Origin of the sequence: Nostoc sp. JL31, assembly GCF_017114965.1 — a bacterium.
Lineage (GTDB): Bacteria > Cyanobacteriota > Cyanobacteriia > Cyanobacteriales > Nostocaceae > Nostoc > Nostoc punctiforme_A.
Genome location: NZ_JABXKO010000049.1, coordinates 20145 through 35042 on the forward strand (window position 1 = coordinate 20145; position 14898 = coordinate 35042).

11 protein-coding genes and 1 pseudogene are annotated in these 14898 nt (G+C 41.2%); 6 read left to right on the plus strand and 6 right to left on the minus strand.

All coding sequences use genetic code 11. The features are described from left to right. Nucleotides 1-651 precede the first annotated feature (651 nt). The 4 genes and pseudogenes from HWQ43_RS12635 (at nucleotide 652) to HWQ43_RS12650 (ending at nucleotide 4225) form a co-directional block, all read left to right on the plus strand. Nucleotides 652-1200: pseudogene (locus HWQ43_RS12635) on the plus strand (hypothetical protein). A gap of 59 nt (nucleotides 1201-1259) precedes the next feature. After that, a complete protein-coding gene (locus HWQ43_RS12640) occupies nucleotides 1260-1511 on the plus strand; it encodes a hypothetical protein (protein ID WP_292733740.1) in 252 nt (83 codons plus the stop codon). Between the two features lie 396 nt (nucleotides 1512-1907). Then, nucleotides 1908-3473 (plus strand): ammonium transporter, encoded by a 1566-nt coding sequence (locus tag HWQ43_RS12645; protein WP_292733883.1) that lies wholly within the window; start codon nucleotides 1908-1910, stop codon nucleotides 3471-3473. A gap of 296 nt (nucleotides 3474-3769) precedes the next feature. After that, nucleotides 3770-4225 carry a DUF2141 domain-containing protein gene (locus HWQ43_RS12650; RefSeq protein ID WP_292733743.1) on the plus strand — a complete coding sequence of 152 codons (456 nt, stop codon included), beginning with the start codon at nucleotides 3770-3772 and terminating at the stop codon, nucleotides 4223-4225. 108 nt (nucleotides 4226-4333) lie between these two features. On the opposite strand, the gene HWQ43_RS12655 is transcribed toward HWQ43_RS12650, so the two are convergent. After that, nucleotides 4334-5494: a peptidoglycan-binding protein gene (locus tag HWQ43_RS12655; protein WP_292733746.1), complete on the minus strand. Its 1161-nt coding sequence runs from the start codon at nucleotides 5492-5494 to the stop codon at nucleotides 4334-4336. A 248-nt stretch (nucleotides 5495-5742) separates the two neighbouring features. Beyond that, nucleotides 5743-6810, minus strand: a complete 1068-nt coding sequence (locus HWQ43_RS12660) for an EamA family transporter (RefSeq protein ID WP_292733749.1) — start codon at nucleotides 6808-6810, stop codon at nucleotides 5743-5745. A gap of 413 nt (nucleotides 6811-7223) precedes the next feature. Between HWQ43_RS12660 and HWQ43_RS12665 the strand changes: the two genes are divergently transcribed. Then, nucleotides 7224-8129, plus strand: a complete 906-nt coding sequence (locus HWQ43_RS12665; protein WP_292733752.1) for an amino acid ABC transporter substrate-binding protein — start codon at nucleotides 7224-7226, stop codon at nucleotides 8127-8129. Nucleotides 8130-8267: 138 nt separating this feature from the next. Here HWQ43_RS12665 and HWQ43_RS12670 read toward each other — a convergent pair whose 3' ends face one another. From HWQ43_RS12670 to HWQ43_RS12685, 4 genes are all read right to left on the minus strand, one after another. Further along, nucleotides 8268-9389 (minus strand): ABC transporter permease, encoded by a 1122-nt coding sequence (locus HWQ43_RS12670; RefSeq protein ID WP_292733755.1) that lies wholly within the window; start codon nucleotides 9387-9389, stop codon nucleotides 8268-8270. A 39-nt stretch (nucleotides 9390-9428) separates the two neighbouring features. Further along, nucleotides 9429-10535, minus strand: coding sequence for an ABC transporter permease (locus HWQ43_RS12675; protein WP_292733758.1), 1107 nt, complete (start codon nucleotides 10533-10535; stop codon nucleotides 9429-9431). 96 nt (nucleotides 10536-10631) lie between these two features. After that, nucleotides 10632-12620 (minus strand): ATP-binding cassette domain-containing protein, encoded by a 1989-nt coding sequence (locus tag HWQ43_RS12680; RefSeq protein WP_292733761.1) that lies wholly within the window; start codon nucleotides 12618-12620, stop codon nucleotides 10632-10634. Then, nucleotides 12617-14122 (minus strand): efflux RND transporter periplasmic adaptor subunit, encoded by a 1506-nt coding sequence (locus tag HWQ43_RS12685; RefSeq protein ID WP_292733764.1) that lies wholly within the window; start codon nucleotides 14120-14122, stop codon nucleotides 12617-12619. Before HWQ43_RS12685 ends, HWQ43_RS12680 begins: the two co-directional genes overlap by 4 nt. A 116-nt stretch (nucleotides 14123-14238) precedes the next feature. Between HWQ43_RS12685 and HWQ43_RS12690 the strand changes: the two genes are divergently transcribed. Then, a complete protein-coding gene (locus HWQ43_RS12690; protein ID WP_292733767.1) occupies nucleotides 14239-14874 on the plus strand; it encodes a TetR/AcrR family transcriptional regulator in 636 nt (211 codons plus the stop codon). The last annotated feature ends 24 nt before the right edge of the window (nucleotides 14875-14898 follow it).

Sequence of the window (14898 nt, forward strand, 5' to 3'; positions counted from 1 at the left end):
GATCAATTGATATACCTTTAAAGTCACAAAGAATTAACTGTTTGTATAAAAAGTTAACAACATCTAGAATTGTCCAATTTATGATGTCGGAAAATACACAGCAATAAAGGATATAGTTGCTTTTTTATTGCATCATGAGTTAATTTCATCACAAAAAACCAAAAAATGTATTTTATGATACAGTTTTTTGGTTTGAGTAAATAGGCAATCAGTCAAATTTATTCGTTTGGGCATAAATTTACCAAAGTGAAATCAGTAACTAGTACAACGCGGTGGAAATAAACCAATCATCCCAAATCAACGAAACCCTTATGCTGTATTCATTTTTAATTTTTAATTTTTAATTTTTAATTCCGCCTTGCAATACTAGTCTCATAATTTCTGTGAAGGAATGTTTATGTTTTGGTTTAGTCAAAGTTTTGAATATTAGAAAAAGTGTGTTTCCAGAAAAATAAATAACTGATACGGAGAATGAGAGGATTATTTCTGAAAAGTGCTGAATAAAAGCTAAATTTGGTTAGCTTTATTAAATTATTTGATGTTGCTAAGTATATTACTAACATCAATTACCATTTTGACAGCAGAAAAAAATAACCAATGAATAAATGTATTCCTCCCTCACATCGCCTACTGGCATTAGCGATCGCTTCAATGGTGTTTGCAGTTTTTGCCCCGACAATTGTACAGGCGGCAGATCCTCCCACTATTCAGTCTTTATCTGAAACTACAACGAAACTGCAAATTTCCATTGATAGTATCTGGGTACTAATCACCGGATTTTTAGTATTCTTCATGCAAACCGGCTTTGCTATGTTAGAAGCAGGTTTCAACCGCCAAAGAGATGTAGTTAACGCCTTACTAGAAAACTTTATTAACGCCACTGTCACCATCTTAGTGTGGTGGGGAATCGGCTTTGGGATTGCCTTTGGTACAAGTGCTGGTGGGTTAGTTAGCATAGATACTTTTTCCTCAGTCAGCTAACTGGTGCTGATGGTAGCTATACATTGGGTGCGCCAGGTTCTACATCTGCCATCTAATACCTATACCTTGTTCTTCTTCCAGTTTGCCTTTACTGCTACAGCTACTACGATCGCTACTGGTTCAATGGCTGGAATAACCGACTTTATTGGTAACTTAATTTACAGTGCCATTATGGGGGCGATCGCTTACCCCATCGTTGTCCCTGGGTTTGGAACTTAGTCCAAGCAGAACTAACCCTTAACAAAAAGGCAGGGTTATTTTTAGGTGGCGGCTTTGATTTGTTAGGTATACAAATTTTAGGTGTGGTAGCGATCGCAGTTTTCACCGTCGGCTTTAGCTTTTTAATGTTTGTTGGTCTGAAAGCGCTGGGACACTTACGCGTCAATCCCGAAGCCGATCGCATTGGGATCGATGCCTACGAACATGGCGCGTCAGTATGGCCTGATGTTTATGCGATCGAGCAATTTGTTGCAGAAGAAGACAAAAATCGGACTAATACTCCAGAAGTCGGTGCCCTCGATAGTGAATAGAGCCAAAAATCACATTTTTAGCTAAAAAAAGCCATTTTACGGTAGTTATGATGTATATTACACAGATTCATTGCTACTTTCTACCGGATTTTTTATTGACATTATTCAAGACAATTTTAGGTACTTTCTCAGCCAACTTTTTTCAAAGATTAAAGATTAAGTGAAGAAGACTTGACTATTTCAGAAAATACATCATAAATTTCTTACGAAGAAGTATAAAAAATATTTACAGATGTGCCAATAGTTTCTTAAACTCCTACTAAGGTTATTTGAGTTTCTGGTTTTTAAACAAGTAGTCTAAAGGAAAAATATCAAAAACCACTGGATCTAACTTCGGACGGTAGTTTTTTCTGTTTAAAGTGTTTTTTCCCTTTTTTAAGGATGGTTTGGAGGATGATGCTCAAATTCATGTACAAACAAAAATCGAAACCAAAAAAGAGGCATTTGTCTGCAAGAAATTACGATATTAATTCACAATCCAACTCTAAAGTCAAGCTATTTAATCTGATTAAGCGACTTTCTCCCAGTTGGCAAGCTTGTTTACCTATCGCTTGTCTGATTGTGTTGGGTTGGGGTTATGCCGCAGTTGCCCAAACTCCAATCGCAGCGCCAACGACAGCAGAACTCAAAATTGCTATTGACACCCTGTGGGTAGCGATCGCTGCTTTTTTAGTGTTCTTCATGAACGCTGGTTTTTGTATGTTAGAAACTGGCTTCTGTCGCCAGAAAAACGCTGTCAATGTTCTTTCCAAAAACTTGATTGTATTTGCTCTGTCTACCATTGCCTTTTGGTCAATCGGTTTTGCCTTAATGTTTGGTGATGGCAATGACTTCATTGGATTGAATGGGTTTTTCTTAAAAGGAGTAGATAACAGTCCCGCCACAGCAGACGCTTATAAAGGTGTCTTCAGTGCCATTAATTGGGCTGGTGTACCTTTAGCAGCCAAGTTTTTATTCCAGCTAGTGTTTGCTGGAACAGCAGCAACAATCGTTTCTGGTGCAGTAGCCGAACGGATTAAGTTTGTTGACTTCCTAATTTTCAGCCTCTTACTTGTAGGTATTGCCTATCCCATTACCGGACATTGGATTTGGGGTGGTGGTTGGCTAGCAGACAGAGGCTTTTGGGATTTTGCCGGTTCTACGGTGGTTCACTCTGTAGGTGGCTGGGCAGCTTTGATGGGGGCAGCATTTCTTGGGCCCCGTCTTGGAAAATATCAAGACAAGCAAGTTGTAGCAATGCCCGGTCACAACATGAGTATTGCTACTTTGGGCTGTTTGATCCTGTGGTTGGGTTGGTTTGGTTTCAACCCAGGTTCTGTAATGGCTGCCGATCCTGGTGCAATCAGTCATATTGCTCTAACCACTAATATGGCTGCTGCTGCCGGTGGAATTGCTGCCACCATCACAGCTTGGTTGTACTTAGGTAAACCAGACCTGTCAATGATTATCAATGGTATTTTGGCTGGCTTAGTTGGGATTACAGCATCTTGTGCTTACGTAGGTGTCGCTAGTTCTTTAGTAATTGGCTTCATTGCTGGAGTACTGGTAGTTTTCTCTGTAACATTTTTTGACAAACTTGGTATTGATGACCCAGTGGGGGCTACCTCAGTTCACTTAGTTTGTGGTATCTGGGGAACCCTAGCAGTTGGTCTATGGTCTGTTGGCCCTGGTGTTTTTACCTGGTATACACTTGGCCCAGAAAAAGGTTTATTTTCAGGTGGTGGCTTTGGACAGTTTGGTGTTCAGTTGCTAGGTGTTCTCTCAGTAGGTGGCTTCACTGTTTTACTCAGTAGTATTTTTTGGTTGGCACTAAAAGCGACTTTAGGTATTAGAGTATCCAAAGAAGAGGAATTAGAAGGTTTGGATATCGGCGAACACGGTATGGAAGCCTACAATGGATTTCTCAAAGAAGGTGATGCAACTGGATTTTCTGATGAACAAAGCTCAATTGGGAGAATTTAGGGTAAATATTTCTTTGGTTCATCTTCTGGCATATTCTTAATATGAGCTATTAAGACACCATTAGTTGATTGAACTGATTCCGCAAAATTCTCTACCCAAGCGGGGAAAAGTAGGTGGTATAAAACCTCCTACTTTTTGCCTGATTAGTGCTTTATTAAGAAAGGCAGGAGGCAGGAGGAAAGTTTACCGACGCTCCTTGGTAGCGTCTCTAAGCGTGTCGCAGACAAGGCTCTACACTGCGCGCTACCCTGCCTCCTTCAATAATTTAGCGATCGCTTTTACCTTGTGAAAATTTTATGCTTAAAGGCTTAAGAGTTAGTATGCTGCTATTGGCAGTTATGGGAAATTTGGCATGGTCATTTAGTGCCAAAGCAAATTTTAACGGCAAACTCACTGTGGAAATCGATGGCTTGAAAAATAAAAAAGGACAAGTCTGTGCCAGTATATTTGCTAGCAGTGAAGGATTTCCTAGCGATGGCGATCGCGTCTTACAAAAGCAGTGTACCAAGATTACTGAAAATCCCTTACCAATTACCTTTAATAACTTGAAAGCAGGTAGTTATGCCGTTGCTGTCTTCCACGATCAAAATAACGACAGCACTCTCAATAGCAATATTTTTGGTATCCCAAGCGAAGGTTTTGGATTTTCCAGCAACCCAGAAATTCGCACAAGAGCGCCCAGATTTAGCGAAGCAGCATTTTTAGTGGCAGGGCCAGATACCAATATCCAAATCCAGTTGAAATATTTTTAAGCTGACAGCAGATTCAGCTTAGTACATTGACTGCGAATTTTAGATTTTAGGTAACACCTTTAGTTCGCTTTCAGCGCAACTTAGATTTTAAATTGAAAGAAAAATCTATTATTGTGAATCATTATGAGAATCTTCCTGTAGACTCTGTTGCTCCGGCAAGTCACGTATTCGATTCATTTGAGTTAAAGCATATCGTGCTGTTGCTTGCACATCGACATCTGGGTCTTCTAGCGCATGGCGCAACATCTGACTCATTTGACCCATCATGTCATAAACGCGCGTCAGGTCACGGATCGCATTTTGCCGCACTTGTGGACTTTCATCTTGAATTGAAATTGCTAAAGCACGGTTCATCGGTTTGAGTGTGCGGATGCCAATTTCTGACACAGCTGCCAAAATTAAGCTGCTTTCCTGAGAATCAGCATCAATTATCAGGTCAACCAGATGTTGAATTGCTCGCGAATCTCCCTGCCGACCCAAATCCCAAATAGCCTTGCGCCGCTTCGTTGGGTCAGAACTGCGTAAATCTTGAATTAATTCATCAACGATATTGAGTTTAGCTAGACGGGAAGTTTTTTCTGGTAGCAGTAATTGTGTGGAAAATGGTGTTGGAGGCGTTTGTAGACTAGTGACAGTCTCCAGTAACGGTGGTGTAATCGGTTCTTTGTTAGCTTCACTCAAACTTTTAGCCTCTGATATTTCAGACTTTTGCACTTGCTTTACCTTCTGAAACGACCTCAGCAGATAAAAAAGTACGCCACTACATCCTAGAACTCCAACAGCAAATAGTAACCACCAGACAAAACCTCTCTCAGATGCTTGGGGATTTGCAGAAGTCGGAGCAATAGAGGTAACTATTGGGGAGATAACTTTTGGAGAAGTAATTATTGGAGAGGTGACAAACTGCTGTTTAGCTGCCAAAGCTACTTGCAGTTTCTCCTGAGTCGCCGGGCCAGCAATCCCATCTAATTTTAAACCCTTTACTTTCTGGAATTTAGCTACAGCGATTTCCGTACTGGCGTTATACTGTCCATCTACTACATCTCTGTAGTATCCCAACTGCTTTAATTGGGTTTGTAGTCTCTGCACATCTGATTTTCGACTACCATATCTCAAAACAGCTGGACTAGCAGTAACTGTTGAACTAGCTTGTGCAAGTTCTAAAATTTCAGGTGCTAGGTTAGGTGTAGCTGCACTTGAGCGATTTGGGTAAAAACCCACGCAAGACAAACAGGTAAATATCAGAATTGAGGAACGGCATAACCTCATATTGCAAGTTTCAGCCTGAAGGTGCTTTTCAAATTTTCGATACCACAATAGCTTCTAGACGACAAAATGTTAACTGTCATTTTTAATTGAGAATTGGGAAAAAGGAGGCAGGAGGCAGGAGGCAGTGTTTCGACTACGCTCAACAACCAGGCAGAAGTTCTTTAATTTTAAATTTTAAATTTTGAATTTTTAATTGATTTCTCCCTCATCCCCTACTTAGATTACTAATTAAAAATTATTTTAACAAGCTAAGGTAATATTTCTGGTTCCGATTCTCTAACTGCTAGGCTTATGGGGTTCAATTTTTTAGTAGATGCTTCTAAAACTGGTTCCTGTATATTTGCTATCTCGCCGACAGTAACTGTGTCATTTTGTCCTCCTAAAGTATCACGTTGGTTAATGAGATAGATGCTGATTAAAGTGAGAAATACTCCTACCCACTGCAACGGACTGAGGACTTCTGAGAGAAAAAGATTGCCGAATAGTAGCGCAAAGACGGGTGTCAGGAAGGTGAGAGAACTAAGACTCGTAAGACTGCCACTAGAGGCAAAGTAGAAGAATAACCCATAAGCGATCGCACTGCCAAATACGGTAGCATAACCCAAGGCTATGAAATCAGATCCTCCCAGATTCTCCCACTGCTGGGATTCCACAACTGATGAAATTCCCCATAGTGGCAATCCGCCCAAAATCATGTGCCATCCTGTAGCGCTTACAGGGTCAGCATATCGGCACACAAACCGAATCAACACTGTTCCCACTGCCATTGATAGTGCTGCTAACAGCATTAACCACTCGCCACTAGCAAACAAATCTTGCCAGTTGCCAATTGTAATATTTGCGCCTGAGTCGAAAAAATGTAAAATCCACTCATCAGGTAAGCCAATTAAACTAATGCCTGTGACTCCCAAGCCTAGCCCCAGCCATCCCCAAAAACCAATGTGTTCTTGGAATAGCCACAACGACAGCAAGGCAACAGCCAAAGGTTGCGAGTCAATCATCACAGACCCTAATCCGGCACTAGTTTTGACTAATCCCTCCGCCAAAAGGCCTTGAAACAGCGTTCCATCTACTAGGGCAAATAAGGTAATCCACAGCCATGCAGCCCAACCCTTCGGCTGGGGTTTACCCATGAATGCTGCTGCAATCAGAATTAACATCCCTGCTGGTATCAGACGCACACCTGCCATGAATAGCGGTGTGGTATGGGGTATCACCCCTTTCATGGCTACCATTGCCGTCCCCCATAGGAAAAAGGGGGCGATTAAAAAGAGGAGGGCGAAGGGAAGTCGGGATGCACTGAGTTTCAGTTGCATGGGTTTGCTGATACCTTTGTTTAACAAGCGCAAAAATTGCTTTACCCAATTTTACCGAATTATGTAGTTTTGTGTAGGCATAGCCCGTCGTAGACATCGCCTTTGGCGGGTGCTTTGCACTATCGTGTAGTGTCTTGGAGACGGTGAAACTCTCCAACCTCTACTCTCAATGTATCTGTATGTATATACGTATCTACAGATTATGCCCTGAAAGTTTTTTTTACTCAACTACCCACTTTTGGGACATCCTCTTAAAGTTGGCTGCAATTTTCCTTTCACCAGAGTGATGAAAGAATACTAATGTAAAGAATAGTTACTAGATAAGCTTACTATGTACTTGATAGTGATAACTTCTTGAGCTTGATATATAAATCAGATTTGATTTTTGAAAAAATTACCTACTCTTAAAGCTGATGTATGAAAAAATTGCTATTCCTATTTTAAGTCTTATATTTGCAACGCTCATGTCTAATGTAGTAGCTGCTGAGACTGTGATGAAAAAAGTCGCCAGAACAGGAGTATTAACAGCTGGTACTAGTAGAGATGCGCTACCTTTTGCCTATGTGGATAGTCAAGGAAAGTTAAATGGCTATTCTGTAGACATGCTGATTCTGATTAAAGAGCAATTAGAAAAAGAAACAGGAAAAAAAATTAAACTGCAATTAGTTGGTCTTAGCCCATCTGAACGGATTCCGAAAATAGTTAATCAAGAAGTTGATATTGTATGTGATGCTAGTAGTTTTACATGGAAGCGAGATAAAAAAGTAGATTTTTCTGTCAGCTACGGTGCGACTGGAACCCAATTATTAGTTAAGAAGGGAAGTAATCTAGGTTCTCCTGAATCACTTATTGGTAAGCGAATTGGTGTGCTGTCGGGAACCACAAATGAGCAGGCGATCGCTCGTGTACAACCCAAAGCTAAACTGGTATATTTTAAAACTAGGGCAGAGGGATACACCGCTTTGCAAAAAGATACTATTGATGCTTTCTCATCCGATAGCATTCTTTTAGAGGGATGGCTGCAACAGCAAAAAAATCCAGATGCTTTTGCGATCGTACCCGATCGCCCCTATTCACGAGAAGGTATCGCTTGCATGGTGCCAGAAAATAACTCCAAATTCTTGGATACAGTCAACTATTCTCTGGTTAAGTTCATGCAAGGATTCGTCAATGGAAATCAGCGATATGTCACTATTTTTGACCGTTGGTTTGGTTCTCAAGGCTCTGTAGCGCTCAATCGAGATTTACGCGATTTGGTTGTGGAAACTATGCAATTGGTTATAGAATTTCGTGAGGAAATTCCTAAAAATGACCTGTGATATCATGTCCGGTTAAAGACTTATCATTAAGACCGCTCCAGGAGCAGAGGGGAGGCGTTTTTAGGCTTTCTGTATAGATTTGGGAATCATAACTATTAGCCGGACATGATATAACCTCTTTTCAAGTTAGCCTGTCTTTTAGCTTAATTGACTGCGAAACTTACTAACACTAATAGTTAATAAGACAACAGCAAAAGCGACTAAAGCTAAAACATTCATCCACAGTACATCTAAACCAACACCTTTGAGCAAAATACCTCGAACGATCGCAATGTAATGGCGCAGGGGATTGAGTAGGGATAGGGCTTGAAACAAAGGTGGCATGGCTTCAATGGGTGCGATCGCTCCAGAAGTTTGTACCATTGGTAAATTAATAAAGAAAGATGTCAAAACTACCTGTTGTTGCGAACTACTCACAGTCGCCAACATAATACCCAAGCTAATCCCGACAAATACATACATACTTGATAGGGCGAAAAACAGCAGAAAACTACCTCGAAATGGTACATGAAATATTACTGTTGCTAAAGTAATAGCTAATAAAACATCGCCCATTAATAAAAATGCTAAAGGGACAATTTTTGATAGTAATATTTGCCAGTTAGCAGCCGGAGTCATTAATAATTGTTCTAAAGTTCCGGTATCTTTTTCCCGAACAACTGTAATTGCTGATACTAATGTGCCAATTAATGTTAAAACTAAACCCATCACTCCTGGGACAAAAAACCAACTACTTGTCAGTCCAGGATTGTAAAGAAATACAACTTCAGGTGCAACTGGGGGATTTACTTTACCTTGGGTTAATTGTAGATTATATTGCTGGATAATTTGATTCATATAATTTCCGGCAATCCCGGCTGTATTGGCATTTACTGCATCAATAAATACTTGAATTTCTGCTGATTTTTGTGCTAGTTTACGCGGAAAATCGGGAGGAATTACTACCCCGACATCTAGCTTTCCTTCTTCTACCTGACGACTCAATGCTTTTTCACTGCTTGGTACAGATTCTAAGGTGAAAATTCGATTTGATGTCATGGCTGAAACTAACTCCCGACTAGCACTGACGTTAGCATAGTCAATGACACCTAATCGTAAGTTATGCACGTCGGGATTGAGAATAAAACCATACAACAATAATTGGACTGTTGGCGGGACAACTAACAAAACAATTAATTGCTTATTGCGGAGAATTTGATTAATCTCTTTCCGCACTAATGCCCAAAATGGACTATCAAATAATCGCTGAATAAGTTTCATAAAATTCCTTTTTATTGAACCGCAGAGAAGACAGAGAGATTAATTTGATAATTGCATTCGGCTTAAAACTCGGCGTGATACGTTGAAAAACACTAATCCCAAAGCTGCAAGCATGAGCAAATCAAACCAAACTCCGCCAAATCCTGTACCACGCACGAAGGCATCACGAGTGATATCGATGTAATAACGCGCCGGAATTATGTTAGGTAGTAGTGATAAAGGGAAAGGAATATTGTTGAGGGGATAAATAAAACCTGAGAGTAATAAGGATGTGATAAAACCTACAAGGGAAACGCCTTGTACAGCAGCATTTTGGTTACTACTACGAACTCCTAAAAGTAATCCGAAAAAAACGCTATCTGTCAGAAATAATAAAGTGCCAAGTAATAATGTTATGGGGTTGCTAACTATGCCAACGTGGAAAATAATTGAGCCTAATACCATAACTACTAATGCCTCGACAATGGCAATTAATAGGTATGCTAATCCTTTACCAAGTAATAGCTCAGTGGCACTAATACTAGAAGCGTAGACTTGTAAAATTGTCCCTTTTTCTTTTTCCCGTACCATTGCGATCGCAGAGAGCAATGAAGGAAAAATCCAGAGTACAACTCCGTAAGTTCCTGGCACAATATACAGCGATTCTAATCTCCCAGGATTAAACCATAGACGCATTCGCGCTGTAATAATACTAGTAGCAGGTAGCAATCCATGCTCTTGCATAAAAAAGTTTGTCACTCTCTGAATGCTATTTCTAATGACACGGGCATTGTTAACATCAGTAGCATCGATTAATACTTGCACATTTGTACTTCTACCTGCTTGAATATCACGGCTAAATTCCGGCGGAATAATTACTGCGGCTTTAGCAATTCCTTTATGTATTGCATCACGGGTGGGATTGCCACCAGACCATTGCTTCGGCACAAATTGATTAGTAGCATACAATCTTTCAATATAGCTGCTACTGAGGTTTGTGCGGTTAAAGTCTTGCACAATTAGGGGAATATCTTTACTTTCTAATCTAATAGCAAAACCAAAAATTATTAAGGTAATGAATGGCAATAAAAATGCTAGTGCTAACGTTAGGCGATCGCGGCGAAATTGAGCTATTTCTTTGACACATTGAGCCAAAATTCTTTTCATATATATTAAGTAAGGCTTTGCCTAAAATGAGAGTTTTTTAAAGGTAGAAAAACGCGGAGGCTTTTGGAGGATAATTTGCTGAATACTCTTTTTCTATTATTGCGATCGCTGTACTATACCAATAAAGGCATCTTCTAAAGAAAAAGGAATCGGACGTAAAGAATTGATGGTAATTTGATTAGATTTTAAAAGTTGAGTTAGTTGATTTATTTCCTGTTCGGGATGATCGAGAACAATGTGTAAACTATCAGCAAAAATCGAGATGCGCCAAGACTCGAAGTGTTGTTTTAGGATCTTAGAAGCTACTTGGTTTTGATTAACAACAATTTCTATTAATTGTCCCGGTTGCGATGCTTTGACAGAACTGGGTGAACCTTCGGCGACGGTTTCTCCTGCAACCATAAAACTCATCCGGTTGCACTGTTCAGCTTCTTCTAAATAGTGCGTTGTCACTAAAATGGCTGTACCGTTGCGGGCAAAATCATTAATCAGCTTCCAAAACTGGCGACGCGCCAACGGATCAACTCCCGATGTTGGTTCGTCTAAAAATAAAATATCTGGTTCGTGCATCACGCAAGCACCGAAAGCAACTCGCTGTTTCCAACCCCCTGGTAACTGGCCAGTTATCATATTTGCTTGTCCTTCCAAGCCACAGGTAGCAATTACCCAATCAATTTTTTCCCGTCGGAGTTTGCGAGGTACGCCGTAAACTCCACTATAAAATTCGAGATTTTGCAGAATAGTTAAATCGTCGTAAAGGGTGAATTTTTGACTCATATAACCAATGCGCCGCCGTAAGTTTGCACTACGCAGATTTCCTGTTTCACCACCCAAGGAAATTTCACCGCCACTTGCTTCGAGTAATCCACACAGCATTTTAATGGTGGTGGTTTTACCAGCACCATTAGCACCTAACAACCCAAAGATTTCGCCGTAGCGAACTTCGACGTTGACATCTTTAACGGCTTGGAACTTGCCAAAAACACGGCTGAGATTGCGAGCATATATGGCTAGAGCTGAGTCCTGAGTATTAAATACTCCCTCTGCTTCCCTGCTCCCCTGCTCCCCTGCTCCCCTCTTCCGATAACGAGGAAATGGAAAAAACTGCGGCACAGAACCTTGTTGCCGCAATCGCGTGACAAAGACGTTTTCTAATGTGGGTTCGCCATGCTCGATACTGGGAGAAGGTAACTGATGTTGTTGCAGTAGTTCGCGGACTTGGATTTCGCCAGAATTTATATCTTCAACGAGGACATCCAAGCGATCGCCAAAAGTTTGCACATCTACTATATTTTTCTGAGTAGCCTGGGAGAGTATTTCTTCTGCCGCTTCCAGGTTGGCTGTTCGCACTTCCAAGCGATGCAAGCCTAAGTTAGCCCGTAATTCTTTGGGTGTGCCAATTTCATGAATTTGCCCACTGTACATCAAAGCCACGCGCTGACAACGTTCAGCTTCGTCTAGATATGGTGTCGCAACTACAATTGTCATTCCCTCGGCTGATAATTCCCCTAACACATCCCAAAACTCTCGCCGGGAAACTGGATCGACACCCGTGGTAGGTTCATCTAGTAACAATACTTCTGGTTGAGAAACCAAAGCACAACACAGCGCCAGCTTTTGTTTCATCCCACCAGAAAGTTGTCCCACTAAGCGATCGCTAAATCGCTCTAAATTCATTAATTTTAAATATTTATCGCGGCGTTTCTGTAACAAATCATCTGCTACTTGCCTCAACCCTGCTGCATAACGCAAGTTTTCATCAATACTCAAATCCAAATACAGCGAAAACTGTTGAGTGAGATAACCTGTGATTAATCGGGCATCTCGTGCAGGCTGATTAAATATTTGCACCTCCCCCGCCGTTGCTTCCATCACACCGCCCAAAATGTGAAAGGTACTAGTTTTCCCCGCACCGTCAGGGCCAATTAAGCCAAACATTTCACCTTTGTGGACACTCAAATCAATTCCCCGCACAGCAGCTAAGTTTCCATAGTGCTTGTGCAAACCGCGAACTTCAATTGCTGTCGTTGGCAAACTAGATGATGGCGGTAAGTTTGGAGAGAAAGTAGTAATTTGCTGTTTCATTCCCTTCTACCCCCTGCCGACGCTCTCTGCGAGACGCTGCGCGTAGCTTGCTTCTCTGTAAGAGTACGCGGACTCGCTACCACTGCGCTATCCTGCCCCCCTGCTCCCCTGCTCCCCTGCTCCCCTGCCCCCTGTCCCCCGCCTCCTGCCTTCAAACTAATTTGGGCATCTGCTGGCATCCCCATTTTGGCGCAGGGTAAATCTGATTCACTATAAGGTTTTTCAGGGTTAAAGCAGCTATCAGGATTTTGAACTTTGATCCGAATTCCTACTACTTGTCTGACTCGATCTTTTTGAAAGTAAATATTTTCTGGTGTAAATGAAGCTTGCGGATCGATGGCAATTACTTTACCTTCTAATGGTTTCCCCGGTGCAGAATCAATGAAGATTTTTGTTGTTTGTCCTAAACGCACTCTGCCAATATCGCCTTCGGGAATAAAACCTCTAAAATAGACTGTTTTGGGGTCAACAATTGTCAAAATATTAGTCTGATTGCTAACTATTGCACCTGGTTCAACACTCCGGGCTGTAACTATTCCATCTAAGGGACTAACTACATTTACATCTTTTTTGGAGTCTGCAATCTGGGTGAGGATTTGCTGATTTGATGCTTGGGCATCTTTGACTTTGGCACGGGCAGAGTTGACTTTCGCCTGTGCAGATTTAAGTTGAGCATAACTTTGTTGCTGTTTTCTGACTAATGCTGTTAACTGGGCATTGCGAATGTCAGGATTGAAACCTGTAGTTTTAACTTGAGTTAACGCTCCTGATGTAGCCTTTAATTGCTGGCGTTCGGCATTCACTGCTGCCTGTCGTGCTTCTAGGGTTGCTATTGCTGTATCTAGAGTGGTTTGGGCTTGATCGAATTGTTGTTGATTAATCGCCCCTTCTTTTACCAATTGGGCATAGCGATCGCGGTTGATTTTTGCTAAATTAACTTCTGCTGCTGCCTGTTTAACTTGCGCTTGCGCTTGCACCAATGTGGCTCTGGCTGCTGCGACATTTGCTTGTGCCTGCTCAATTCTTCCTTGGGTATCTCCTTGAGACTGCTGCAAATTAAGTTTAGCTTCGTTAATTTGGCTGTTAATTTCTTGAATTTCTCTGGTGACTCGCTCTACATCTGAAATTGCCTGCTGTTCATCATATCTAGCAGATGTCACTCTCGCTTGAGTACCAAGCAGTTGTTGTTGCAGCAATTGATCGTCTGTGTCGTCTAACTTAATTAACTCTTGCCCTTTTTTAACTGCTGCCCCTTCCCGCACGGCAATTGTCTCAATTCTTCCAGAACGCTTGATCCCAATCTCGGTTTCATAACCCTCAATCCGTCCACTAACTTGCAGTATATTTGCTGATACTTGCGGTTGAGATCGCCACACCGCGTAGCCAATACCACCAGCCACCAACAGCACCCCGATCGTTAAAAGAATCGGTTTCTTGCGGCTTTTCTGCTTCGATACTGCATCTTTGAGATTTTCCGGGGATGTTGGGATAGTCTGAGTCATGGTAGCACCCTGGATTGTGAAAAATATTTTGTAAATTGAAAATTTTGAATTCAGTGTCATATACTAGACTGTCTAGTATGATAATACAAGGTATTACGTAAAAAAATTTACTCTTCATGCCTATAAACCCTACTTTCCAACTAGAAAATCCTTTACCTGCGATCGCTCCAAAGCAGGAGCAAATCTTGCAAGGAGCTATACAGGTATTTTTGAAGGAGGGTTACGCTAGAACAAGTATGGATCGTGTTAGTGCGGCGGCTGGAGTATCTAAGCAAACAATATACAGTCACTTTCAAGATAAAGAAGGACTGTTTAAAGCGTTGATAGAACGGTTGACGCTTGCTTGTTTTCAAAGTATTTTTTGCACAGAAAAATTGCATAGTGAACCAGCAGTTTTTTTGCGTCAAATTGCTGAAATTTATTTAACCGAAGTCGCTGATAATCCCGATTATTTGGCATTGTTGCGTTTGATTATCACCGAGTCACAAAACTTTCCAGAACTAGCTAAACTTTATACCCAAACCGTTGTGCTACGCGGTCGGCAAATGCTGAGTCAGTATTTCGGATCTCATCCAGAATTAGGAATCACCGACCCAGAAGCAATGGCTCATATTTTTTTTGGTTCGCTGGTATCCCACGTGATTTTACAAGAAATGTTGTATGGAAAAGAACTGACATCTTTATCACGCGATCGCTTGCTAGATAGCTTAATAAATGCGGTTATGAGCCAGTCTCTAAATACGGTTGAATAAACAACAGTACTATACCCGACAACC